General features: G+C 51.7%; 15 protein-coding genes. 3 read left to right on the forward strand and 12 right to left on the reverse strand.

Features of this window, described 5'->3' with window-relative positions:
* Positions 1-87: 87 nt before the first annotated feature.
* From ACFSSA_RS15555 to ACFSSA_RS15585, 7 genes are all read right to left on the reverse strand, one after another.
* Positions 88-1,446: a hypothetical protein gene (locus ACFSSA_RS15555; protein WP_386821551.1), complete on the reverse strand. Its 1,359-nt coding sequence runs from the start codon at positions 1,444-1,446 to the stop codon at positions 88-90.
* A gap of 26 nt (positions 1,447-1,472) precedes the next feature.
* A complete protein-coding gene (locus tag ACFSSA_RS15560; protein WP_386821552.1) occupies positions 1,473-2,816 on the reverse strand; it encodes a hypothetical protein in 1,344 nt (447 codons plus the stop codon).
* Positions 2,803-4,290, reverse strand: a complete 1,488-nt coding sequence (locus ACFSSA_RS15565) for a hypothetical protein (protein ID WP_386821553.1) — start codon at positions 4,288-4,290, stop codon at positions 2,803-2,805. The genes ACFSSA_RS15560 and ACFSSA_RS15565 overlap by 14 nt, the downstream gene beginning before the upstream one ends.
* Positions 4,287-5,273, reverse strand: coding sequence for a prenyltransferase/squalene oxidase repeat-containing protein (locus ACFSSA_RS15570; RefSeq protein ID WP_386821554.1), 987 nt, complete (start codon positions 5,271-5,273; stop codon positions 4,287-4,289). The genes ACFSSA_RS15565 and ACFSSA_RS15570 overlap by 4 nt, the downstream gene beginning before the upstream one ends.
* A gap of 3 nt (positions 5,274-5,276) precedes the next feature.
* A complete protein-coding gene (locus ACFSSA_RS15575) occupies positions 5,277-5,903 on the reverse strand; it encodes a hypothetical protein (RefSeq protein ID WP_386821555.1) in 627 nt (208 codons plus the stop codon).
* Positions 5,900-8,539 carry a hypothetical protein gene (locus tag ACFSSA_RS15580; protein ID WP_386821556.1) on the reverse strand — a complete coding sequence of 880 codons (2,640 nt, stop codon included), beginning with the start codon at positions 8,537-8,539 and terminating at the stop codon, positions 5,900-5,902. Before ACFSSA_RS15580 ends, ACFSSA_RS15575 begins: the two co-directional genes overlap by 4 nt.
* Positions 8,540-8,701: 162 nt before the next feature.
* Complete coding sequence (locus ACFSSA_RS15585; RefSeq protein WP_386821557.1) at positions 8,702-9,691, reverse strand: hypothetical protein; 990 nt, start codon at positions 9,689-9,691, stop codon at positions 8,702-8,704.
* A 178-nt stretch (positions 9,692-9,869) separates the two neighbouring features.
* On the opposite strand from ACFSSA_RS15585, the gene ACFSSA_RS15590 reads away from it, so the two are divergent.
* Positions 9,870-13,451 (forward strand): DEAD/DEAH box helicase, encoded by a 3,582-nt coding sequence (locus ACFSSA_RS15590; protein ID WP_386821558.1) that lies wholly within the window; start codon positions 9,870-9,872, stop codon positions 13,449-13,451.
* A 186-nt stretch (positions 13,452-13,637) separates the two neighbouring features.
* Here the strand turns inward: ACFSSA_RS15590 and guaA are convergent, their stop codons facing one another.
* Genes guaA through ACFSSA_RS15615 form a run of 5 tightly spaced genes read right to left on the reverse strand, consistent with a single transcriptional unit; the run spans position 13,638 to position 19,842 of the window.
* Positions 13,638-15,161, reverse strand: a complete 1,524-nt coding sequence (guaA, locus tag ACFSSA_RS15595) for a glutamine-hydrolyzing GMP synthase (protein WP_386821559.1) — start codon at positions 15,159-15,161, stop codon at positions 13,638-13,640.
* 40 nt (positions 15,162-15,201) lie between these two features.
* The gene (gene guaB / locus ACFSSA_RS15600; RefSeq protein ID WP_386821560.1) at positions 15,202-16,656 is read right to left on the reverse strand and encodes an IMP dehydrogenase; all 1,455 of its coding nucleotides are present in this window, start codon (positions 16,654-16,656) and stop codon (positions 15,202-15,204) included.
* A 56-nt stretch (positions 16,657-16,712) separates the two neighbouring features.
* Positions 16,713-19,091, reverse strand: a complete 2,379-nt coding sequence (locus ACFSSA_RS15605; protein ID WP_386821561.1) for an ATP-binding protein — start codon at positions 19,089-19,091, stop codon at positions 16,713-16,715.
* Between the two features lie 54 nt (positions 19,092-19,145).
* Positions 19,146-19,394 (reverse strand): hypothetical protein, encoded by a 249-nt coding sequence (locus ACFSSA_RS15610; RefSeq protein WP_386821562.1) that lies wholly within the window; start codon positions 19,392-19,394, stop codon positions 19,146-19,148.
* A 31-nt stretch (positions 19,395-19,425) separates the two neighbouring features.
* On the reverse strand, positions 19,426-19,842 hold the full coding sequence (locus tag ACFSSA_RS15615; protein WP_386821563.1) for a DUF2721 domain-containing protein: 417 nt from the start codon (positions 19,840-19,842) through the stop codon (positions 19,426-19,428).
* Positions 19,843-19,933: 91 nt separating this feature from the next.
* Here ACFSSA_RS15615 and ACFSSA_RS15620 point away from each other — a divergent pair, with 91 nt between their 5' ends.
* Positions 19,934-22,885, forward strand: coding sequence for a M16 family metallopeptidase (locus ACFSSA_RS15620; protein ID WP_386821564.1), 2,952 nt, complete (start codon positions 19,934-19,936; stop codon positions 22,883-22,885).
* Positions 22,886-22,927: 42 nt separating this feature from the next.
* A complete protein-coding gene (locus ACFSSA_RS15625; protein WP_386821565.1) occupies positions 22,928-23,761 on the forward strand; it encodes a DUF58 domain-containing protein in 834 nt (277 codons plus the stop codon).
* Positions 23,762-23,768: the final 7 nt, after the last annotated feature.

Below are 23,768 nucleotides of genomic sequence, written 5' to 3' on the forward strand. Positions count from 1 at the left end.
GGCTGGGTTCCCCATCAATCCAGCCAAATTACTTCCGGGATCTTTTAAAAAAAAGCCGTATTGCACTCCTTGTGAATTTTTCCGTATTCACCAATCGTCCCGGAGGCGGATTTCTTCCAGTCCCCGATCGTAAATATTGAATTCGATCTGCTTGAACGAGTTTTTCAAAAACTGTGCATCGCCGAAATTCTGGCTGAATCCGATCAATTTCTCCCCTTCCACTCGATCCAGGCGGAAAACCATTCGCGATCCATCGGCGAGAGTGGCGCGAACATCTCCCTTGTAACGTTTGGGAGTTTCCATGTCAGCGGGCTTCATAAGAATATTCTTCAGCCGGGCCACAGGGAATTTAGCTTCCGCGAGAGGCGTTTTCACCAAGATCATCTCATCCTCGATCTCAAGAATCTCTCCATCGATCGAGTCGCCATTGAGTAACTGCATGCGTCCCTCCGATTGACTTTCAGTCTGCGCCATCGATTCGTTATCCGTCTCTTCGAAGTCCAAGCCTCCCCGGAAGTTTAGATTGGGAAGGCGTTCTCCTCCATTGGGCACATCATCCGTATAACCGTCCCAGCCAGAAACCTTGATCTCTGATATGCGAAGCGGTGCGTTGTCCTGAGTGTTGATATGAAAACCTTTGCCAAACTTGCTGGAGTCGAGATCGTCATCCTGCCACATCTCGACAAACTCTCCGTCCACGAAGAGGAGGATTTTACCGCTCTTGATACTTGCCCGGATCTCGATTCTGGCTTTTTCATTTTGTCTAAGGTCCCCGGTATTGGAGGAATGACCCAGCCAGCTATTGTTTCCCGCTTTTTTCACGTGGACGGAGTTTCCCTGGAATACCATCTCATAACCAGATTTGGGAGTCTGGGAGGTGATATCGTCGGAGAATAAAACGATTCTTGGCCGGAATGCGCCGCGCCACGCCGCTTCAAAGGAAATTCTGCATTCAGCAGGGAAATCCACATTCTTGGCGATACCTCCCGCCCCGGTTGAGTGTAGGGCTCCCGATTTATAGGACCAGCTGTCACTTTCCCCCGTGCGGGTCCATTCTTCCATGCTCGTCGGCCCACGGTAGAAAACTTCTGAAAGGCGAGAAATCTCAACCGATTTGACAATCACCCTCCTGAAACTGAGCTCTCCGGCAAACCAAGTGGAAATTCGAATTTCATCATCGCTTAAGCCAACAAGTTGTCCCTTGACCGTATCGCCATTTGTAAGCCGCAAGGTAGCTTCGTGGGCAGCTTTTGAGGCATCCTTCGGCAATGAGGCTGGCATACTTAAATCCACCACCTGCTTGAGATCAAATTCCGCGGGCTCCTTCAAAACCTCCGATTTCCAGTTGAGCTGTTCCAGCGAGAGACCCAGAGCCGTTCCCGATAGCTGATCGCCATTGGAAAAGCGCACGATGGATTCGTCTTCCTGAGCAAAACAGGAAGCCATCAATGATAATGAAAGTAGCAGCATCCTCATTGGCTTTTCACTGGCTGGGCTTTTGGAATGAACCGCTGTTCGAGCATTGTGATAGCATCGCGCTGTAATTCGATTTTGCCGAGCAAAGGGTGCTCCGCATGAACAATGTTCTCCCCGAACTCACAGGAAGACACGTGAACCTCCCCGTTTCCCTGAAGATGTAAAATCAAATTCTGATCTTTGTTCGTAGAGATCTTGGTTCCCTTTTTCGCGATAAATACCGTCGATACTTCGTCTTCCGGTATCTCAATGGGTGCGGGTTGAAAATCGCTCTTGAATACATAGACACGGCCTTCGTGATCCGAGCGGATCGTCTGCAGAATTCCGCTGAATCTTTCCCCGTTGCGGCCGATCAGAGAATCGGTTTTTGCATTGCCGCGCTTCTCGGTCCGGTGTCTATCGCCCAGATCATGCCACTCACTGACCTCCAAAAAACGTATTTGTTGCTCACTTTCAGCAGGTGCCTGGCTGATGAGCGAAATACCATTGCCAGCAGGGATATCTTCGATTGGATCGGTAAACCGGCCCTCCAGCTCGCCGTTAAGATATAGATGAATCTCTCCGGTGGATCGATCCATACGGATTTCTATATCCAGCCGATTGGTGGAAAATTGCTCGGGAGGTCGGTTCAACATGACGATCGGAATGAAACGGTTTGCTCCCGTTGATTCGCGTTTGATCTCCACTCCGGCTCCGGCGAATTGCAGAAAGTATCGGTCAGCCCGCGCACCCTGCTTTTCAAGGGGATCGGCGAAGGATATGCGGAAATTCGGATGCGTAGCCCAGCTGAGAGTGAACGCGATTACAAATTTCTCGGGAAGTTCAAGCTCCCTGGACAAGGTGCCGGGACCAGTCGCCAAATAGGTGTTATTTTTTAACTCCCAGTTGCGGGAACCATTGAGATCTCTTTTCCATCCGGAAAAATTCCTGGTGCCGCTGTAGACGACGGACTCCGGAAATATTCCGAGTTGAATGGAATCCACAATGTCACGGGGTATGTCCAGCTCTCCGAATGTGTGCGAGCTTGTTTGTAGGAACTGTCCGCTGAAGGTCTCGATGCCCACCGGTAGAACATCGCCGTTAAGGAGGCGAATGCGTTGACTCGGAATTTCGATCGGCTGGGAGCTGAGCGAAAAATTTACCTGCTTCACTGTCCCGGAATGAATGAGTAAAGGTTTTTTTGAAATCGGAGATGCCAGCGTAATCGTGCCGCCGGCATCCATGGCTATCAGATCGCCGGTCAACTTGCTCTCATCCCGCAGCGAAACGTCCGCCGCACCCGCCAGAAAAGTGGCGGAAAAGAATCCAATCAACGATAGTGTATGGTTAAAAATCGACATTCCAATTATCTAAAAAATTTCCCGTTGATCGAAATTCCAACATGGTCGCGGAATCCAGGCTCATATTCAAATCGCCTACCGCGCTATTGAAAAGACGGAGCTCATTCTCGTTTCCGCCCCGTGGTTCCCCGCTGATCTGCCCGATAGGATAGAGCCGGACTTTCATGGAAGTATCATGATTTTCTTCGGCTTGCAGGAGTTTGGATTTAGCAAAACGGATCTCCGCCACGTCTTCCATCGGAAAGCTGAACTTCCCGTAGCGACCGCTCAAAACCAACTCGCCCGAATGAATTCCTTCGATCGTGCCAGAGAATCTGTCGGTGCCGTTGGTCATCAATACGATATCCTGGTCATCCACCTGCATGCTGCGTGCCGCATCCGGCATGCCATTCCATTCAGCGACGACGATCTCGGAAATTCTGGCTGGTGAATTTTCCGCTTGCACCACAAAGCCATACCCGTTTCCGCGGCCTGCATAGCCTTCCTCGGGATGATCTCCCGCATTCAGCTCGCTCCACTGGACCACGAACTCGCCGTTGACGAATAGCACGATTTCTCCGCTGTTTCGGTTGCAGCGGATCTCCACACGCGCACTTCCGGATTCTCCAAGCCGAACATTGATATTGTTTGTTTGCACCCTTTCCAGCCTTGGGCGGCCTTCTTCATCGAAGGCGGTGCGGTATAGCATCACGTAATTCGAATACAGATGCATCACATAACCTTCGCCGAACAAGCCTGGCAAGGAGGCGGGCTGTCCCGGGCGGATCAAATCCTTCTGCTCCTCCGGATTCTTCATCTTGGGGATCACAAAATCGGCGTGAAATGCGACAGCCAGAGACAGCCGATTTTTCCAAGCTACTTCGAACTGAAGGGTGGAGCGATCCGGCATGCCATCCTTCCGAGCCAATGCTGTGCCGACTTTTTCATTCTGCCAATACCAGGCTGATCCTGAAAAGGCCCACATCGGTGACTTGTTCCCGGCATCGTTACCCGCCTCCATTGGAGGAAGTCCTGCCGGGAATTCATGACTAACCTGAGTCCATTCTGCCGCACTGAATGGCCCCTGATATAGCAACCTTCCCGATAATGGTCCGGGAGCGACGAGGCCCACTTGGTTTCTTGGAATTTCAAGAAGTCCCGCAAACTCCGTTTCCAGCAGAAGCCGGGTGTTATCGAGATCACGAACCAAACCCGGAATGCGATCTCCATTCACGGTTCCGATATGGGAAAGTCCCGAAAGGGCCGTTTTCGGGTGCTCTCCGTTCAAGACAATTTGCCGAAGCTCGGAGGCTTTGAATGTGACGGCGTTGTCAATATCAACTCTTTCCCATAGGACACCGCCCTCGGTGGTAATCCCGGAGTAGCTTCCATGAAGTTGATCGCCATTGGTAAAGCGCAGGATGTCTCCTTTTTGCTCGGCATGAGCTCCTGAAGCAATGAGCGCCAGTATAGCTATTATTCCCCGGTAACTCATTTTTCGTAAATCGGTAGATAGCGGTAATTCAAAGCCAGGGAGAGCAATGCGCCCGCTGTGCTGAATGCCTGCCCTTGATTGCCCGGGAACGATCCGTCAGGAGACTGGATCGTGCCCAGATATCGAATATTTCTATTATTCCAGTCTCTCCATATATCCTCATCGGCATGAAATAGAGCCTGGGACATATAATACTCATAATAATAGGGATAGTATCTGTCCCGGTAATCCAGATTCTTCTTCAGATACTCCAGGCTTGCTCGATAGCCTCTGGAGTCTGTCTCTTTGGCAAGCGAAAGGCATAGGGAACCAATCGCCGTCAATGTGGGTTTTCCCCCTGCGGACGAGGTGTATCCGTAAGATCCATCGCTGGCCCTACAGCTTGATAAATAGGCGAGCCCCTTGCGGATAACATCATCCGGGACAGAAATTCCCGCATTTCTAGCTGCAAAAAGACTCACGATCTGGCAACCGGTTACGGTGGTGTCCGCATCCTTGCTCTCGGGAGTATAACGCCATGCCCCTGAGCGATTCCGCTTTTGCGCACTCACGATGAGCTCTACTGCCGATTTCAATGCCTTTGCCAGCTTCGGGTGTTGGATCACTCCGTAAGACTCGGCAAGAGCTTTCGTGGCAAAGGCATGGTTATACATGCTCGTCCCGATATAGCCATTCACTCCGCTTTGCTTGGAGATCAGGTAATCTATTCCTTTCCGGATCACTTCAGCGTAGGGCCCATGATTCGGGTCCTCCCCATGTGCCAGAAATGCAGCGACACACAGACCGACAACACCCGGTTCCGATCCCGCGCCGTCGTTCCAATTGCCTTCGGCGGTTTGTTTTTCGGAGAGGTAGCGCAAACCTCTTTCATAAATAAGGTCAACTTGCGCCGGGATGGTATCGTCCTGACGGTTTAGCAAACCCTGGGATCGCACCGACGCAACGGAGCAAAGGCAAACGGAGATGAAGGAGCGGCGGATCATTGTCTATTTGGATACCTCACCCAGCCCCCGGTTGTAAGCATCAAGTGCTTGTTGAAATTCTCCAGGCAGGTTTTTGCCGGCGATACCAGCCGCCTTGGGGATCCGGCGCTCGACACTATGGCCATTGGAATCGCCAGCCGCCGCACTATTTTCCGCATCGGAATCTCCGTTTTGGCCCTGCCCTGGTTGGGCGCCTGCATTCGCGTTTTTGCCCCTTTCATTGGCGCCGGGTTCCTTGCCCATCATTCGCTCCATCATATCCATCATTGCGCTTCCGGCATCTCCTCCACCTTGTTGATCCTGCTTTGCTTTGGCTGCCTGATGGATTTTCTCGATGATTTCCGTTTGGGCCGCGATGGTTTTGCCGCCCGTGTCCAAGTCCGCCAGATAGTCGGTAGTTTCATCCATGATACCTTCAACGGTGGAAAGTAGTTCAATCACCTCGGATACAGTTTGCTCAATGACGAGTTGCTGGACGTCCGCAGAAAGCTCATCCTGCTCATCGGCCAAACGCTCCGATCCTTCGGCGTGCCGCTCCAGTATCGACTTCTCAGGGGAAATTTCTTCGGCAGCCGCTATGGAGAGCAATTGGGCTGCAGCTAGCAGAGCTATGGGATAAAGGAGCCTCATTTGGTCAATTGTGCGGAATTACGTGCGTCGCGTTTCAGCTGTTCCAGAACCCTCGTCCGGGCTCTGACATCCTGCTGCTTCTGGATCATTTTCATGACTCTGAGCATAAATTCAAAATCTTCATCCTCAGGATCTGCGGCACTACCTCCACCTCCACCGGACCCGTTGTTCTTGTTCATCTCATCGGCCAGAATGGCAGCCCACCCGGACAATTTCTCAGCCCAATATTTGGCTTTTTCTGTCGCAGTATATGAATGATTCTTCTGAAGTTTTACACGGATATCTTCCAGACCGAGATCTATTTTGGTTTCCTGCATTTGATCCAGTATACCCTTGAAAACTTTGTCCCCTGTCCGGGCGTGATAGTGACCGAGATCCTCTTGGATCCATCTGATATCGGAAGCGGTTTGAACTTGCTGACGGGTAGTGTCTGTCAGCTTCCGTTGGTCCGCCGGGTCAATCTGGCTCTCCCTCAGGCCAATAATATTCGGGAATGAGGCGATCAGCACGCCGGCAATGCTATTTTGTTCGGAGGCTGCCTTTTTCAGACGGCTTACAAACGTGCTGGCTTCAAAGCGCTTGTTTGCGTCATTGGCTTGCTCCAGAGCTTTTTTGATTTTCTCAACCACCTTCTTCTGCGCCTCGACAGCATCCTCCACATCGTCTTTGGACTTTTCAGGTGTATTGGAAAGCTCCTGAGCTTCCCGGAGCTTATCGCGCACCTCCGGCATATCCGCATCGGAGAGCTCCTGCATGGATTTCAGCGCCTCCGCCATCTTTTTAAGCGTTTCCTTGTCAATCTCCCCATTGCGGGTGGCACCTTTCATGATGTCCTCCATGCGTTCGGTGAGGTCTTTCATCCGCTGGGTGTTCTCACTTTCAGCCTGTTCCTGCACATCGAGCCGTTTTTGGTTTTCATCGGCTTGCAAATCTCCGGCATCCAAACGCTCGAGCCGCTGGTTCTCATCCAATAGATTCAGTTCCTTACGGGAAAGATCCTCCAACTCGCTAATCGCGCGATCGAATTTACTCTTCAGGATTTGGGAATGTTCTTCACGCGTGAGCACATAGACCACGATAGGCTCAGAATATACGCGGCTTCTTTGAGGAAAAAAATCCTCGGAAAAGGCCCGGAGCACGAGTTTTTGCGGACCCAGTCCGAAAGCCTCTGGCGAAAAGGAAGCTTGCTCCATGATTCGTGTTATCTCTGGACCACCCCCCGGCAGCAAAAGTTCGTTCTTCTCGCCAGTAGGTTTTCCCGAGCCTGGATCAAGTGTCTCCCATTCGATTCCCACCCGCTTCAACCCAAAATCATCTTCACACAAGATCTCGAAGTCTAAAACCTCTTCCGGGAGAATTGCCTTTTGCCGTTCAAGTCCCTGGGTGTAGGCAACCGGAGGATTATCTTTAACTGCATTGACCCGGAGCTTGAAATTGCTCGCGTTAGACAGTCCGTGTTCATCAGCCCATGAAAAAGGCAATTCATAGGAGCTTTGTCCGATTTCGATTGGAGCGGTTTCGGCAGACAACCGATCGAGGACCAAAGGTCCTTGTGACGATTTATCTGCGGCGGTGGCCGGAGCACTCTCCCTGTCTCGCTCAATTTCAATCGGCGGTCCGTAGCTTCCTGATTTCAAAGGCCTTGTCATCTCAAACCGGAATTTCAGTGTGCTCCCTTCCACTGCGCTAACCTCGCCAACCGAAAGATCGGTCTCGCGATCCGGTAGCTGTAGATATTTCGGAGAGCTGACGTAAACCTTCATACCCGTGACGCTCGGGCGCTGCATAGGTTCCACTTTGATGCGATGCACAAGATCTCCGATCTTGAAAATCACGGTTCCCTTTTCCTGCTGTCCTGGAAACCGGAAAATGTAATGATCGCGGTTCAGCTGCGCCTGAATCTCGGGTTGTAGCCCATATTGTGCAGAGCCGCGGGTGGGCTTTTGTTCGGAAGCCGGAGCCAATTTCAGAGTGATCTCAAAAGCCTCACCGTAAGGAACCACGAGATGATCCACAGAATCCTCAAGCTGGGTGAAGGTATACCTCTCAATGTCTGAAAAGGGTTTCAACCAGCGTTCCACGGAGTTGATACCCGCTTTCGGAGCGACTACGAAGGCAAGAGCGGCGCAAGCACTCAGCACCATCGCCGCAAGTGACCATTTTCTGTGACGCGGTGTCGGCAACGCAAGATTGAGGTCTCTCTTCGAAACCTCTGAACTGACGACCTCCATCGCGGCGGCTCGTAATCTCGGTGAGAGGGAATCGTCGTTTTCAAGCTGGGCCTGGAGCTCAATGACTCCCAGTAGCCGGTCTCCCAAACCTGGAAACTTCTTGGCAATGAGTTTGGCCAGTTGTCCTTCGTGACGATGCCTCCAAATCCAGCGGTGTAGCCAATAAGGTGCAAACCCCGCGAAGAATGACACTCCGGAAATTAGAATAATAAAGCGGCACCAGGACGGTGTTTGCCAGATGCGATCCAACCCGAAGATCAGTAAAAAGGACACCAGGAGGCCTATCGCTCCTGCCGCGACGGACTCCATCATTTTGCGCCTCCACAGCACTTGGCGGAAGCTCTCCAGCTGCGTGCGCAAACTGTCCGGGATCTCGTTCGTGCTATTGGCTGGATCGGGTGACATCGGTTCAATACAGCGCTTTCACGCCTTCAATGGTTGCAGCACTCTGACAGAGTTACGGCTCAACTCCAGCAGTTTTCTCAGCCATCGGGGTCGAATTTACATCCCGCTTACAAAGCGAATCCCACGTTCCATAAAAATAACAGAGGGATCGTGCCTGGGAAATCATTCATCCTTGAAAGGCTCGGCACGACGTTCATCGATGCAGTGGTTCAACCACGCGACAAGTTTGTCTGCTTCCTCTGATTCCGAGCGAAGCGAATTCAGCGCCACCCAGTCGAGGTGCGGACGGGACTGGGCTGCAGCTATTTTGTGTATATCCAGCTTTGCCATGATGGCTTCTGTTTCTTTCGGATGGGCGTTCAGGATATTGGCCGGTCTAGGCAGATCGTCCAACACTTCGGGTGTCATTCCAAAAGATGTTACTCCCACTCCATATGCGGCACTGAGTTTGCGCAAGCCATCCGCCAGCGCTTCGTCCGCGATAGGACCAGCGTAGATAAGTTCCCCCCCCTGGGCCCACATTGAGACGGAAAGCGTTTGGAAAAAGTCCTCCCGGTAAGTCATCAATGAAGGTGAAAGTCTTAGTCGTGCCGAATGTAACCGGAACGGAGCAATTCCGAGTCGTTGCTTCAAAGATAACATTCCGCCGTCGAGCGACATTTCCTCGTCCGGGGACCCGCCGGTTTCCCAATCCACAAGCACAAGTTCCGGATATTTCCACAGATTGCCAAGTGGTGAGGTATTGGTAAAGGGATCCCGGAATGCGAAAGGAAAACGTCCGTTCACCTCATAATACCTTGTAACAACCGCCCGGAATTTTCGAATTCGGAGCATCGCGCTATCAACAGAGGAGTCATCACCGCTGATGTCGTCCAGCCGTCCCTGAGTCCAGGCGAGAAGCTCTTGCGCACCGGATAGGGCAGGAAGCGGTTCGCTCCGGCGGTAATATCCTTGGCCCTTCTCGACTTTTGCGATCGCTGAAGTCGGATCGCACGACATGATCGAAAAATGATAGCGGAGGGATGCGTCTGAATAATTCCCTGTTAGGTTGATGCGGGCCAGTCGTATGAGCTCAGTTCCCTTGATCGCCTCCGCAGGATTATTGGGCAACAAGGTTGGTAAAATATCATTTAACTGCTTTCTGAGACTCATAAGGGGAGAAGATTCGCTAATCTCCAGTCATCCAATCTGCCACTACCCTTCCCATCAAGCGCTTTCTTCGCACAAGATGTTAGCCCTTGGTTTTGAAACTTCCTATTGCACAAAATCGGTTTTCTGGCTTAGCCTCCCCCTCCCGACTTTCAGAAACTCGGTTTTTTCCTTCACGCCTATGAATCCGGATCGCGCTACTTTAAATTTCCTAAATTCCTTCCCGGAAGAAGCCCGCAAACGCGGAGATTTACTTCAGAAAGACGGGGCAGTCACCCAAATCTTCGGCAATCACCTCTTCATCCAAGGCCGGGTGGAAGACGAAACGGGCACGTTCCGCACATCGCTCCGGCTTCAGGGAAACCGTTGGTTTGGCTCCTGCACAGCTGAGGACGAGATTGTTTCCGCCGCATGCCAATACGCCACAATGATGGAGCGGATGCATCGCGGTGAGGATCTTCCGGAATCGCCTAACGAATTCGACGATACACCTGTCCTCGATATCATCGAAGACAAGCTGGGCCGCGAGCTGGATGATAAAGAGGCCGAATACGTCACAAAGATCGAAAAACGTTACCGGCGTTATGTGATCGAAGGAGAACTCCACGATCACGATATGGTGCGGATCAATCCACGCTGGGAAATCACCACCTATGAGCCGTTGGAGCTCTGGCCTATGCCGCCGGGTGATATTCTTGAGTTCTGGAATTTCCTGGCCTATGCCTTCTATAAGAAAAAACTCCCTTATCCGGAATTCATGTCGGTGATCACTGATCTGGCATCCGTGCAGAAAAAAATGGCGGAGTGGGAGCAGGAGCGCGAAGTCGCCGCATGGTATGACCGGATAGAGCAAGTCAACGAGCGCCCTCCCCAGGACTCTCCCCTGACCGTGCAGTTTCGCCTCGTGGCAACGATCAACGAGGCCCGCATAGAAATCAGGGAGGATAGACCTAACGCAGTTTTCATCCAGCTGAGGGAAAAAGCCGATATCGAAAGATACGTCGCGCTTCATCAGGAAGGCGCCCTCTTGATGGATGCCTCCTCACAGACACTGTGGGAGCATTACCTCGCCTATTACAGGCGTCATGGAGACACCACTTTGGATTTCGACCAAGAGGAATCCTGCCGGTTCATGAACCGCGTTTTCCAGCAACCAGCCCTCCAAGGGTATCTGGTGAACTTGGATGATCGGCCCTTCAAAGTTTCCGACGAAGGCTTGTCGTGGGTCTGCGAGGATGAAGCCCACGATCCGAATTCCTTTTCCATCCAGCTCGTTACTGCGAGTGGAGAGAATGTATCTCACTCAGTCCGCCTTCTCCCGGGCCGGAAGGAGCTTTACCAGTCTGACGAAACCGTCTTTCCCGGTCCTCCACGCTGGCTGGAGGAAACCGAGGTCATGCCCCGTTACCTGATTCCGCGGAAAGTCATCGACTCTCTGGAAGGTGTGGAGTTTCTAAGAAAAATCGGAGCCACGCTTCCGGAATCGCTCAAAAAACGTGTGGTAGATCTCGAGCTAAAGCCGAAGCTCGAAATGAAACTTGTGGCTGGTCTAACAGCGGCGGAGACCGAACACCTCGTTGTCGATGTCACCGCCATCGAAACCAAAGGTCGCCGCACCGAACGTCTTACCAAAGAAGGCTGGGACCTCGTAGAGCAACAGCCTGTCAAGGGTAAGCAGCTCCTCCGCTTCGCTCGCGAGCCGCTGCACCCGATCCCGCCAATCCTCGACGAAATGTCTCTCGCCTATGACGAGAAGCTGATCTCTTTCAAATCCCGGATTACCAAACAGTTCCCGGAAAAATTCTCCGAATGGATCAGATCCATGCCGCCGGAAATCGAGCTAGATATTGATTTACGTTTGAAATCGATTCTCGATGACCCTGTCACAGCAGCTGTCCGCTTTGAGGTCGTCGGCCAGGACATTGACTGGTTCGATCTTCGTATCGTCATCGATGTCCAAGGGGTGAACCTTTCAAAAGCACAGATCCGCCAGCTCGTAGCAGCCCGCGGGGGATATGTCCGGATGGACGACGGCTCCTGGATGCGTCTTGAGATCAAGCTCGATGCGGACCAGCGGGAGGCTGTTACACGTCTGGGTCTGGATCCCTTCGATCTATCCGGCGAAACCCACCGGATGCATGCCCTGCAACTCGCTGACCCTAAGGCGGCTGAAGTCTTTGATCCGAAAGCCTGGGAACGTATCAAGAATCGTGCCAATGACATCAAGCTCGAGGTAAATCCCGATCTCCCGGAAGGGCTGAATGCAACGCTCCGTCCATATCAGATTGAGGGCTTCCGATTCCTTGCGTATCTGTCGGTTAACAATTTCGGTGGTATTCTTGCCGATGACATGGGACTGGGTAAAACCATTCAATCCCTGACCTACCTCCTCTGGCTATTTGAGGAGCAGAAGAAGTCCGGAGGTCCGCATAAACCCGCTCTCATTGTCTGCCCGAAATCGGTCTTGGACGTCTGGTATAGCGAGGCGGAGAAATTCACTCCAGAGCTGACCGTGAAAATCCTGAAAAACCGCGACGATATCGACGTGGACTATATCCAGAACAACATTGATATGCTTGTTCTCAACTACGCACAGCTCCGTGTTTGTGGTGAAGAACTTACAGGAATCAAGTGGCTCACAACGATTCTGGACGAAGGTCAACAGATCAAAAATCCTGACTCGAAAGCTGCGAAATGCGCCAGGGAGCTGGATTCTCAAAATAGATTGGTTCTTACCGGAACGCCTATTGAGAACCGCCTGCTCGACATGTGGTCGCTAATGGCATTCGCAATGCCTGGAGTTCTCGGCTCACGAGCTTATTTCAAGAAACGCTTCGACAAACGTAAGGATCCCCTGTCGCAGACTCGTCTTGCTTCGCGCCTGCGTCCATTCCTTCTGCGTCGGACGAAATTGCAGGTTGCACAGGATCTTCCGCCGCGGACTGAAGAGGAAGTTTACTCAAAAATGGAAGGGGTTCAGCAGGAACTTTACAAAAACGAGCTTAAACGTATCCAGAAGGCTCTTCTGGGGCTCGATTCCGACGAGGCGGTCAAAAAGAATTCCTTTGCGATTCTCCAAGGCCTGATGCGACTTCGCCAGATTTGCTGCCACCCGGGCCTCATCGATCCAAAATATCTCAAGGAGGAATCCGCGAAGATGGAATCCCTATTCTATCTTCTGGATCAACTGCACGAAGAGGGACACAAGGTTCTCGTATTCTCCCAGTTTGTTTCCATGCTGGACCTCATCAAAGCACGCCTCGAGCTGGAAGCACGGCCGTTCCACTACCTCACAGGCCAGACGAAGGATCGAAAAGGCGAAATCGAACGCTTCCAGACAACCAAGGATCCTTCGGTCTTCATGCTGTCGCTGAAAGCGGGCGGTGCGGGCCTGAACCTCACATCCGCGTCTTATGTTATCCTATACGATCCGTGGTGGAACCCTGCGGTTGAAAACCAAGCAATCGACCGAACCCACCGGATCGGTCAGAAGAATAAGGTTATCGCCTACCGTCTCCTCACCCGTGATACGGTCGAAGAGAAAATCCGTATCCTGCAGCATCAGAAAACCCAGCTGGTGACCAACGTTCTAGGTGATGAAGGTTTCGCCTCCAATCTAGGTATCGATGATCTCCAGTTTATCCTCACCCACAACATCGATGAGGATGAAAACGAGGATGAGAAGGCCAAGGCCGCAAAAGCTGCAAAAGCCGCGAAACCGGCTAAGAAGGGCACCCGTAAAAATATCAAAGACGATCTCTAAATCTATTTTTCCCGGAGAATTTAGCTTATATAAAAATTTGTCTTTTTCAAAGTCTCCGCCCTTTCGGGCGGAGACTTTTTTATGCCCATGTCGAGGGTTTGAAATCAGACAAGAGACCAGGGCAAAAAAATCCCCGGTGTCCGTAATGACGGGCACCGGGGATGGGTTAGAATATTTGGGAAAAATCTATTCCCACTCGATACTTGCAGGAGGCTTGGTCGAGATATCGTAAAGCACCCGATTGATGCCTTTTACATCGTTTAGAATACGCTGGCTGGTCTCGCGTAGCAGCTTTGCGGGGAGATCCACCCACTCGGCTGTCATTGCGTCTTCCGAGACTACTGCGCGAAGATTGGTTGCCCATTCGTAACTTCTTTCGTCACCCTTGACCCCTACGGTCTTAACAGGGATAAGACCGGCATAAGCCTGCCAAACTTTGTCATACCAGCCATATTCTTTGAGCTTCCCAATGAAGATCGCATCGCATTCGCGAATGATCTCCAGTCTCTCCCTGTCGACGACACCCGGACAGCGGACAGAAAGGCCAGGCCCTGGAAATGGATGACGCTGAAGTATATCGTCCTCGATACCCAATGATCTTCCCAAAGCCCGCACCTCGTCTTTGAACAGTTCGGCGAGTGGTTCCAAGACTTTGCCTTGCGCTTGTAATTCAAGAATCTTTGGAACCCGGTTGTGGTGGGTTTTGATCACCGATGCTTTGGATTTCGCATTGGATGCACTCTCGATGACATCTGGATAGAGAGTTCCCTGGGCCAGCATTTCGGCATCACCCACGGCATCCCAGAAGACCTCGATAAACATGTTACCGATGATTTTCCGTTTCTTCTCCGGATCGCCTTCCCCCGCCAAGGCATTGAGGAAGCGTTCCGAGGCATCCACGGTTTCGATATCCACACCCATCCGCTTGAAATTTGCCTGCACCTCAGCAGCCTCGTTTTTACGAAGAAGTCCGTTATCGACAAAAATTGCCCGGGTTTTCACACCTGCTTCTTTTAGGAGAACCGCAAGCACAGTGCTATCAACGCCGCCGGAAACTCCGCATACCACCTGACGCTCGCCGACGGTTGTGCGGATATTATCGATCATTTCCCGTTTGAAATCATCAATTTTGAACGGAGCCAGCTCCTTGGCTTGTTTTAGGAAGTTTTTGAGAATCATCAGACCCTCGTGACTGTGTGTCACCTCAGGGTGGAACTGGATTCCAAAAAATCGGTCATCCCATTGAAGTGAAACCGGAGTCTCATGCTGGTTGGTTGCAATGACCTTGGCTCCATCCGGAATAATCTTCACTGTGTCCGAGTGGCTCATCCATACCTGTGAAATCTCGGAAATTCCATCATATAGAGGCGAATCATTCACCGGAAATAAATTGGCCGGGCCGTATTCACGTCGATCGCTGGCCTCCACCGAACCCCCAAATTTGAGATTCAGCAATTGCATGCCGTAGCAAACGCCGAGCACCGGCACATCAAAGGCTTTGAGCGCTTCGAAATCCAAATCCGGAGCATCCGCATCGCTCGTCGAGCGCGGTCCACCAGATAAAATAATCGCGCCCGGTTTACCGATCTCAGGGAAATCTTCCAATGCGTAAAGCATCGCAAAAAAACCAAGTTCACGGACCCTTCGAACAATCAACTGGGTATACTGTGAACCGAAGTCGATAACTGCCACATGTCCTTTATCGTGCATATAAATATTAATTGAAAAATGTCTCCTCTTCCGAAAGAAATCAGCTGAGAGGTTGATAGTTGGTGGGTTCTTCAGTCATCACGATGTCGTGGACGTGGCTTTCGCGAAGCCCTCCCGTCGTGATGCGGGTAAATACAGCACGCTCACGCAACTCCTGTAAATTGGATGCTCCCACGTAGCCCATGCCGGATTTTAGACCACCCATGAGCTGGAAGATCACATCGGAGAGTGGTCCTTTGTAAGGGACCCGGCCTTCCACGCCTTCGGCCACCAGTTTGCCGGAGCTGTTCTGGCTGTAGCGGTCGCTCGCACCTTTGCTCATTGCTCCGAGCGAGCCCATGCCGCGATAGGTTTTGAAACGGCGGCCTTGATAGAATACACTCTGCCCGGGACTTTCTCTGGTGCCGGCCAGAATGGATCCCAACATCACAAGATCCGCTCCTGCCGCGATGGCTTTTACCACATCGCCGGAGTATCGGATGCCTCCGTCGGCAATCACTTTCACACCTCGCTCACGGCAATAGCCAGCGACGTTTTGGATTGCGGTAAATTGTGGCATTCCTACGCCGGCTATCACCCGTGTTGTGCAGATGGAACCTGGGCCCACACCCACCTTGAGAGCGCTTGCTCCCGCGGATACCAAGTCACGCGCTCCGGCCTCTGTGACAACATTTCCGGCAACGACAGGCCGATCGCTCAAACCACGAAGCATTTCGATGACATTCATGACATGGCGGGTGTGCCCAGTGGCGGCATCAATAAACAGCGCATCCGCACCAGCATCAATGAGAGCTTTTGCGCGTTCCTTCACGTCCGGTCCCACGCCTACCGCAGCACCGCAGCGAAGCTGTCCATTGGAATCCTTGGCTGCGGCGGTAAACGTGATACGTTTCTCGATATCGGAACCGGTAATAAGACCTACTAGCATCCCTGCGGAATCCACAAGCGGGAGTTTTTCAATGCGGTTCTGATACAAAATGCGCCGGGCTTCTTCCAATCCTGTATTTGGCGGTGCGGTAACAACTTTTTCACGGGGCGTCATTACCTCGGATACCAAAGCGTCGGGCCGGTCCAAATAACGAACATCTCTCCCCGTGACCATCCCTTCCAGATGGCCAGCTTCATCGACCACCGGGAATCCGGAAAAACCATTTTCCTCCATGATTGCTAATACCCTGGAGACTGTATCGTGCTTGCTCACGGTGAGCGGTTTATTAATTACCGCGCTTTCCGAGCGTTTCACTTTAGAGACCATAACCGCCTGTTCATCAATGGGGCACGCTCTGTGGATGACTCCCATTCCACCTTCACGAGCAAGCGCGATAGCAAGGTCGTGTTCGGTCACTGTGTCCATCGCTGCGGAAATAACCGGTAACCTCAGGTTCAATCCCTGTGTCAGTTCCGTCGCCAAATCAGCTTCTCCTGGTAATATCGCACTTAGCGCTGGAACCAAAAGCACATCGTCAAAAGACAATCCCAATGAAATCTCTGCCATGCGAAAGTCAATAGAGTCGGAAGCCGCTGGGCAAGCATCTATTCCATTTAGACAAATTATTTCCAAAGAAGCGCGATCCGTTCGACTTGGACATCGGCACGGGTGGGTTTAATCGTCTCTTTTTCCAAGCGCAGATTCGAGGGATCGAAACTTTCTCCAATTTCTTCGATTTTCCGTTCCAGTGTCTCCATGATTTCTTGGATGTCTTCTTGGATATCTTCGATTTTGGCCTCCGCATTCGCCACGTCCCGATGCTGCTTGTAAGCCGTTGTAGCTTTTGAAATGGACGACGAACTGCTCCTGCCGCTTATGGCTGCCATCCCGGACTTTCTTCCAAATACAGCCTTCAAAATATTGCCCAGCACCGATATGCCAGCCTGCATTTTTGCAGAATTTGCCTCTGCGGACTCTTTGGCCAAACGAGCCTCGGCAGTCTTCAGCTTATCCTCCAATGCATTGATCTTTTTCTGTGTGGCCGATTTCAGTTTCCCGATCTCAGCATCGCGGGCTTCTCTGGCTTCGTGGGAAATCCTGACACGGAAATCCGTTTCCTCTTCCCCTATCTTTCCCCATGCCTTCAGTTCAGCGCAAAACCATATTTCTTCGCGCTCCTCGCGATAAAGTTCGTCCTCGAAATCATCCTCGACCTGTTTGTAATTCTTCGCATTCATTGCGTAGCCGGGCAGTTCCGGGAAACCGCATCCACTCTTCGGGTCATGATCAACTTCGCGAACATCCACCGTAGTGGTTTCGTCCCAGTCGATCCCGTTTTCGCCGATAGGATTCAACCGCACGATCTTGCGGCTACCTTCGACATCTGCTTTTCCCAATGAAAAATGCACCGTGGCCTCCCGGAGTAGATACGGCCGGTATACATCACCATCGGGCTCTGCGAAGAGCTCAACGACTCCCGTTCCAACCACTGGCCTCGCGGAGGAGATCGATCCGGCCGAATGGCGCGCCATTGGATTCGGGAAGCTAACCTCCGGATCGCTCGCCTTGAAGGAATCGCGTTTGTCATCCATCAGGCTTTTAATCTGCCCCCTGGATAACGGGCCAGTCAGGTAGCTCATCACCCACCTCACATGGAACAAAACGGGACCATCTTCATGCACATTGTTCATCAGGAAAACCCGATTGCCCAACCCTGATAGAAGGATTTCCATTTCCTTCCGGTTAAACCGGGCATTCTGAGAGCCTGCGGCCCCTTCCAGACCATCGAGAACCCGCATTTTATCACGCTCGGTCTGGAGGCGCCCGAGAAACCACGTTCCTATGTTCGAAAGAGCTTTGTAGTCGAGATCGACTGGATTCTGCGTTGCCAGCAGACAACCCAAGCCGAAGGCCCTGCCTTGTTTGAGCATGGTCATCATGGGCTTTTTCGAAGGTGGATTCGCTATTGGAGGGAGAAATCCGTAGATTTCATCCATATATAGGAGGGCACGCAGCGAGGTCGTTCCCCGCTGGGTTCGCATCCACCCAAGCATCTGATTGAGCAATAGACTGACAAAAAACATCCGTTCCTTATCACTCAGATGTGCGATCGAAAAGATCGAGATGCGTGGTTTGCCATCATCTCTATGCAGCATCTTTGAAATATCCAGAGGAGCGCCTTCCAACCAGGTTCCAAAGCCCGGCGAGGCCAGCAGGCTATTGAACTTGAGTGCTAAAGTTTGGCGTGATTTTTCAGGATAAAACGACTCCAGGTCAATTACGCCAATTTTACCAAATGCCGGGCGTTGTATTTGTCTGATCAGTTTTTCGAGGGTGAGAACTCTTCCGGATGTCCACTCGGACTGAAAAATCGCAGCCAGAAGGACCGCTTCGGGGCTTTGGGTGCCTTCTCCGGATATACCGATCAGAGAGAGCAAGCTTTCAACCGTGCTGCTGATCGTATCCCCGAAGAGTTCGCTATCTTCAAGCACCTCCGGGGGAGGAACACTTAGCGAGCTCAGAATGGAAACCGGGATGCCGGAACTACTTCCGGGAGTAAAGATATTGATATCCACCTTTTCTCTGAAACGGGCGATTCGCTCAGGTTTCTGCCCCCAATCGGACAACCCTTTTTCCCACATCTTCGCAGTCTTTTGAGCATGCTCATCCAGCGAGATTCCCTTTTTCGCCGCATCATCGGGATTGATCCAGGGCTTGAAGCTTTGTCCGTCAAGCTCCGGAAAGGTCAGCATGAGATTGGCGATATCCCCCTTGGGATCGATCACGATCGCCGGGATATTATCCATCGCGGCTTCTTCCAGTAGCGCGATGCACAGGCCGGTCTTACCGGAACCGGTCATTCCCAGCACAACCCCGTGGGTGACTAAATCCTTGGAGTCATACATGACAAGGTCGTCATCGATCTTTTTTGAGTCGAGATCGTATTCCCTTCCCAGATAAAACTGGCCCAGCTTTTCGTAATCGCTAACTTCGCTGCTCATTGTGCGCCTACTTTGCCGCGATCAAAGCAAAGTGCGAGAAAGAATGGAAACCGCTTAAAACAGCCACATGATGGCTTTGATAATTGCGGCGATCACTCCAATAAAGCTTAGAATAACCGCAAGAATACTAAGTCCACCACCGCGGACTTTCGGAGCTAGTGCAAAAACGATTCCCACGGCTCCGAAGATGAAAGCCAATGCAGCAAGAATCAGACCGAAAATAGCTCCGACCTTAAAGCTAAGAATGGCTGCGATAATTGCCAGAATAGACGGGATACTGAAAGACGCTTTGTTTGATTCCATAATCAATTAGTTAAACGTGGATTGAAATTCTTCAACGGTTCTTATCAAGACCGCCCTCTTTTTCCTCCATGGCCGATAGCATGATCCTAAGCGCTCCGCCGGATATCCAAATCTCCCACACCAGACAGGCTAATGACATGGCCATTAGCCCGAGTGCTGTGCTGAATGACCAGATTGCGAGCTTATACATATTTCCTATCACGCTGATCATCGAAATTACGCACAATAGCAGACTGATTGCGCCCAAAAGCTGCATCCCGCGGATCAGGACCAATCGCCGACGAAGATTCTCGATTTGTTTCATCACCAGGCAGTCTCCCCGGGCCACCCAATCGGCGTGCAGATTGCGAATCAATGCTGACAAATGCAGAAAGCGATTGGTATATGAAAGAAAAAGCAAACTTATAGCCGGGAAGAGCAAAGCAGGTGTGGAAACTTCCAGAATCATGGGTCTTCATTAACCAAGAAATTAGACTTTGCAACCACAGGTCTCGTTCCTTCCAACTTGCATTCTAGCCTCTCTCGGCGATTCTCTCCGCATGCGAAACGCAACTCCGCTTGTCCTAGCCCTGATTTTAGGTGTCACCGCTTTCCTATTAGCCATTAAAGAAACTCCACAGCCTACGGCTGCCGAGCAAACAGCAGTTGAGACCAGTGAAAAAACGGCTTCCGCCGACTCTTCGGGAAATAGACCATCTTCGCCGGAAGATGGCTCTGAAGCTGCCGCTGTAGAGCCCACGCCATGGCCGAGCGAAACATCAGATATTCCTCCAGATCCGCAAGCTGTCTTCGGTGCCCTGCCGAACGGCCTCCGATATATGATCTTGCCAAATGACGAGCCTCCGAACCGGCTTTCCATGCGTCTTCACATTGCCGCAGGATCGCTGATGGAAGCTGAAGATCAGCGCGGTCTCGCCCACTTCCTGGAGCATATGGTCTTCAACGGCACGAAATCCTACAAAGATGCGAATCAGCTGATCCGTGAAATGCAAAACCGCGGCATCGCCTTTGGTGCGCACGTAAATGCCTATACCTCTTTTGACGAGACGGTATACATGCTCGATTTACCAGATATCGAACCAGACACTCTTGATCTCACCTTCGGTATCATGCGTGATTTCGGCGATGGAGCCCTCCTCAGCGAGGAAGAAATTGATGCCGAGCGCGGGGTGATCCTCTCGGAAAAGCGGTCCCGTGATTCGGTCGGATACCGGATGCAGCAAAAGCAATTTGATGCGCTTCTGCCCAATTCGCTCATTGCAAAACGCTTCCCGATCGGTGAGGAAAAAGTGATTGAATCGGCACCGCGTGAGCGTTTCCTCGATTTCTACAATCGCTACTATGTGCCTAGTAAGATAACTTTCGTTGTCGTCGGAAATATCGATCCGGCGGATATCGAGATCAAGATCAAGGAGACATTTTCTTCTATGAAGAACCCGGAGAACCCCGGGCAGGAGCCGGATCTTGGTGTGGTCACTACTCCGGAAGGGATAGAGCCCCATATTTTCAGTGACGCGGAGCTAGACTCCACGGATGTTTCTCTACTTCTCGTTCGCCCTTACGATTTCAAACCCGATACAAGGGAGGCACGCGCAGCCAAGATCCCGCTGGAAATTGCCAATTTTGTCATTGGCCGCAGATTCGATCGGTTGGCAAAAAAGGAAAACTCCCCGATTTCCGATGGGGAAGCTTCAAAGTTTGTTCTTTTCAATGATTTGGAGCTCGGCTCGATCTCCGTGACAGTGGCGGATGACCGATGGCAGGAGGCTACCCCTTTGCTCGAGCAAGAGTTTCGCCGCGCATTGGAGTATGGTTTTACCGAGGCGGAGCTTGCTGAAGCGAAGGCAAATCTTCTCAATATCTATGAAGAGTCTGTGAAACGGAAGGATACGCGGAAGTCTGACTCACTTGCCACGGCGATTGCGCGTTCCATCAATGATGAAACGGTTTTCTCGACGCCCGAAGAAAATCTTGAAATTGTAAAAAGCGCATTGGAATCCACTGATATTGCGAAAGTTCATCAGGAATTTGTGAAATTCTGGGAGGCTCCGGGACATCACCTCGTGCTCGCTACCAAAACCGCTTCGGACGAGGCTTCCAATGAGCTCGCTGCCATTTATCAGGAATCTGTGAGTGTTCAGGTAGATCCTCCGGCAGCTCGGGAGATCATCCCTTTCGGTTACACGGACTTCGGAAAAGCGGGAAGAATCGAAAAAACCACCGAGATTGAAGATTTGGAAGTCACCCAGCTCACCCTGACCAATCAGATTCGGGTCAATCTCAAAAAAACTGATTTTGAAAAGAACCGTATTCATGTCCTCGCAAGAATCGGGACAGGACAACTTTCGCAACCAAAGGACAAACCCCTGCTCAATGCTGTGGCTTCCACAGTTTTCAATGCGGGAGGTCTGGGAAAACACTCGGCCGATGAATTATCCGAAATCCTTGCCGGCAGAAACGTTTCAGCGACCCTTTCAATCAGTGAGGACGCATTCATTCTCAGCGGCTCGACGACTCCTGCGGATCTCCTGTTGCAGCTTCAGCTGATGGTCGCTTCCATCACGGATCCCGGCTACCGGCCAGAGGCAATCTGGCAGTTTCAAAAATCCATCCCGGTTCTCTACCAGAATTTGAAGCATACCACCGCTGGTCCTTCCCAAGAGATGAAAACCTGGCTTCATGGCGGAGATTTCCGTTACTCGATCCCAAGCCAAACCGAGCTTTCGAATTACACGATTGAAGAGGTGAAATCATGGCTTACGCCGGAGCTCGAAAAGGGCTATCTTGAGCTCAGCGTGGTCGGTGATTTCGATGAAGAAACGCTTGTGAATAATCTCCTTGCGACTTTCGGCAGCCTGCCTGAACGCAATAAAACGCAGAGCGATAACACGCTCAACACGCGCAGTGTTGAGTTTCCTAATCCTCCCGCCGAAAAGACCTTCACCTATGAATCCAAAATCCCGCAGGCAATGGCCACTGCGATTTGGAAGACGGATGGATTGCGTGGTAATCTGGAGGAATTCCGCCGTCTGAATGTGCTCTCCGATATCTACGGCGACCGGCTACGGGAGGAAATTCGCGAAAAGCTCGGAGCTTCCTATTCTCCGAATGCCGGAGCCAGCGGAAGTGATTCTCTGGAAAATATGGGTTATCTAGTGGGCCAAGCGATCGGCAAGCCCGAGGACATTGCGCTATTGCTCAGCACCATGGAAAAAATCGCTACCGAACTCTCAGAAAAAGGTGCTAGTCAGGACGAATTGGATCGGGCTCTCAAGCCGACCCTTGCCCAGCTAGAAAAAACATTGCGCGATAATTCCTACTGGCTCTCGACGGTATTGGCTCAATCCCAATCCGACCCCAATCGGCTCGATTTAGCCCGGAACCGCGATGAGGACTATCGATCAATCAATATCGAAGAGATCAATAAACTGGCGGAAAAATACTTCGCACCGAGCCAGCTTCTGAAGGTATCCATTCTTCCGGCAGAGTAACTCTCCGTCCGGTCCGCTTGAACTTCAATCCCACACCTGCACATGCTGCGTCTACCATTCCGCAATAAAGTCTGGCGAGGTGCAGCCGGTGACTTTGCCGGCTCCGGCACAGGTGCCTCGATGGATTTCCAGGATCACCGGGCTTACTCCCCCGGCGATGACCCGCGGCATATTAACTGGCAGGCTTTCGCGCGCACCGGTCAATACTCGATGAAACTTTTCCGGGAAGAGATCCGCCCGGTAGTGGATCTGATCCTCGATTCATCCGCCTCAATGTTTTTTTCTCCGGAGAAGGAAAAACGCAGTTCGGAGCTACTTACCTTTCTTACAGAGTCTTCGTTGGCGGCGGGAGCTTCGGTGCGTGTCTATGCGGTCAATGGAGACGCCCAATGTGCGATCGATCCCACGTCCCTGCGCTCCGATCGCTGGAAGGAGGATCTTCGTAGGCTCACTCCTAAGCTACCTACCCTTGCGGCGGCGCCGGAGGTTCAACGACTACCGTTGCGCTCCCACGCTCTACGGGTGTTTTTATCTGATCTACTCTTCTCCTCGGATCCCAATCATTTGCTGCGGACTCTTGCCCAGAAGCAAGGGATGCCGATTTTATTTTGCCCGTTTTTAGGGGAAGAAGCTAATCCCAGCTGGGTCGGCAATTATGACTTCATTGATGCTGAACTGAAAACGAAGCATTCCCACCGGATTGAACCAGCGACATTGCGTCGATACCTTGAGTCTTACAAAAACCATTTTGCCGTCTGGAAAGAGGCTGCGATGAGACATCAGGCACCTTTGGCGCGTATCCCATGTGAAATGGAGCTACAAGCTGCTCTTTATGCGCACGCTCTACCTGTGAAGGCGCTTGAGACCAGTCAGTGACCGGATT

The sequence above is a fragment of the Luteolibacter algae genome, from assembly GCF_042683045.1.
Taxonomy (GTDB): domain Bacteria; phylum Verrucomicrobiota; class Verrucomicrobiia; order Verrucomicrobiales; family Akkermansiaceae; genus Luteolibacter; species Luteolibacter algae.

What these genes read in the sequence shown, in the direction of transcription:
- ACFSSA_RS15555 (WP_386821551.1), bottom strand. Translation starts at nt 1,446, where the DNA reads ATGGCTTCCTGTTTTGCTCAGGAAGACGAATCCATCGTGCGCTTTTCC.
- ACFSSA_RS15560 (WP_386821552.1), bottom strand. Translation starts at nt 2,816, where the DNA reads ATGTCGATTTTTAACCATACACTATCGTTGATTGGATTCTTTTCCGCC.
- ACFSSA_RS15565 (WP_386821553.1), bottom strand. Translation starts at nt 4,290, where the DNA reads ATGAGTTACCGGGGAATAATAGCTATACTGGCGCTCATTGCTTCAGGA.
- ACFSSA_RS15570 (WP_386821554.1), bottom strand. Translation starts at nt 5,273, where the DNA reads ATGATCCGCCGCTCCTTCATCTCCGTTTGCCTTTGCTCCGTTGCGTCG.
- ACFSSA_RS15575 (WP_386821555.1), bottom strand. Translation starts at nt 5,903, where the DNA reads ATGAGGCTCCTTTATCCCATAGCTCTGCTAGCTGCAGCCCAATTGCTC.
- ACFSSA_RS15580 (WP_386821556.1), bottom strand. Translation starts at nt 8,539, where the DNA reads ATGTCACCCGATCCAGCCAATAGCACGAACGAGATCCCGGACAGTTTG.
- ACFSSA_RS15585 (WP_386821557.1), bottom strand. Translation starts at nt 9,691, where the DNA reads ATGAGTCTCAGAAAGCAGTTAAATGATATTTTACCAACCTTGTTGCCC.
- ACFSSA_RS15590 (WP_386821558.1), top strand. Translation starts at nt 9,870, where the DNA reads ATGAATCCGGATCGCGCTACTTTAAATTTCCTAAATTCCTTCCCGGAA.
- guaA (WP_386821559.1), bottom strand. Translation starts at nt 15,161, where the DNA reads ATGCACGATAAAGGACATGTGGCAGTTATCGACTTCGGTTCACAGTAT.
- guaB (WP_386821560.1), bottom strand. Translation starts at nt 16,656, where the DNA reads ATGGCAGAGATTTCATTGGGATTGTCTTTTGACGATGTGCTTTTGGTT.
- ACFSSA_RS15605 (WP_386821561.1), bottom strand. Translation starts at nt 19,091, where the DNA reads ATGAGCAGCGAAGTTAGCGATTACGAAAAGCTGGGCCAGTTTTATCTG.
- ACFSSA_RS15610 (WP_386821562.1), bottom strand. Translation starts at nt 19,394, where the DNA reads ATGGAATCAAACAAAGCGTCTTTCAGTATCCCGTCTATTCTGGCAATT.
- ACFSSA_RS15615 (WP_386821563.1), bottom strand. Translation starts at nt 19,842, where the DNA reads ATGATTCTGGAAGTTTCCACACCTGCTTTGCTCTTCCCGGCTATAAGT.
- ACFSSA_RS15620 (WP_386821564.1), top strand. Translation starts at nt 19,934, where the DNA reads ATGCGAAACGCAACTCCGCTTGTCCTAGCCCTGATTTTAGGTGTCACC.
- ACFSSA_RS15625 (WP_386821565.1), top strand. Translation starts at nt 22,928, where the DNA reads ATGCTGCGTCTACCATTCCGCAATAAAGTCTGGCGAGGTGCAGCCGGT.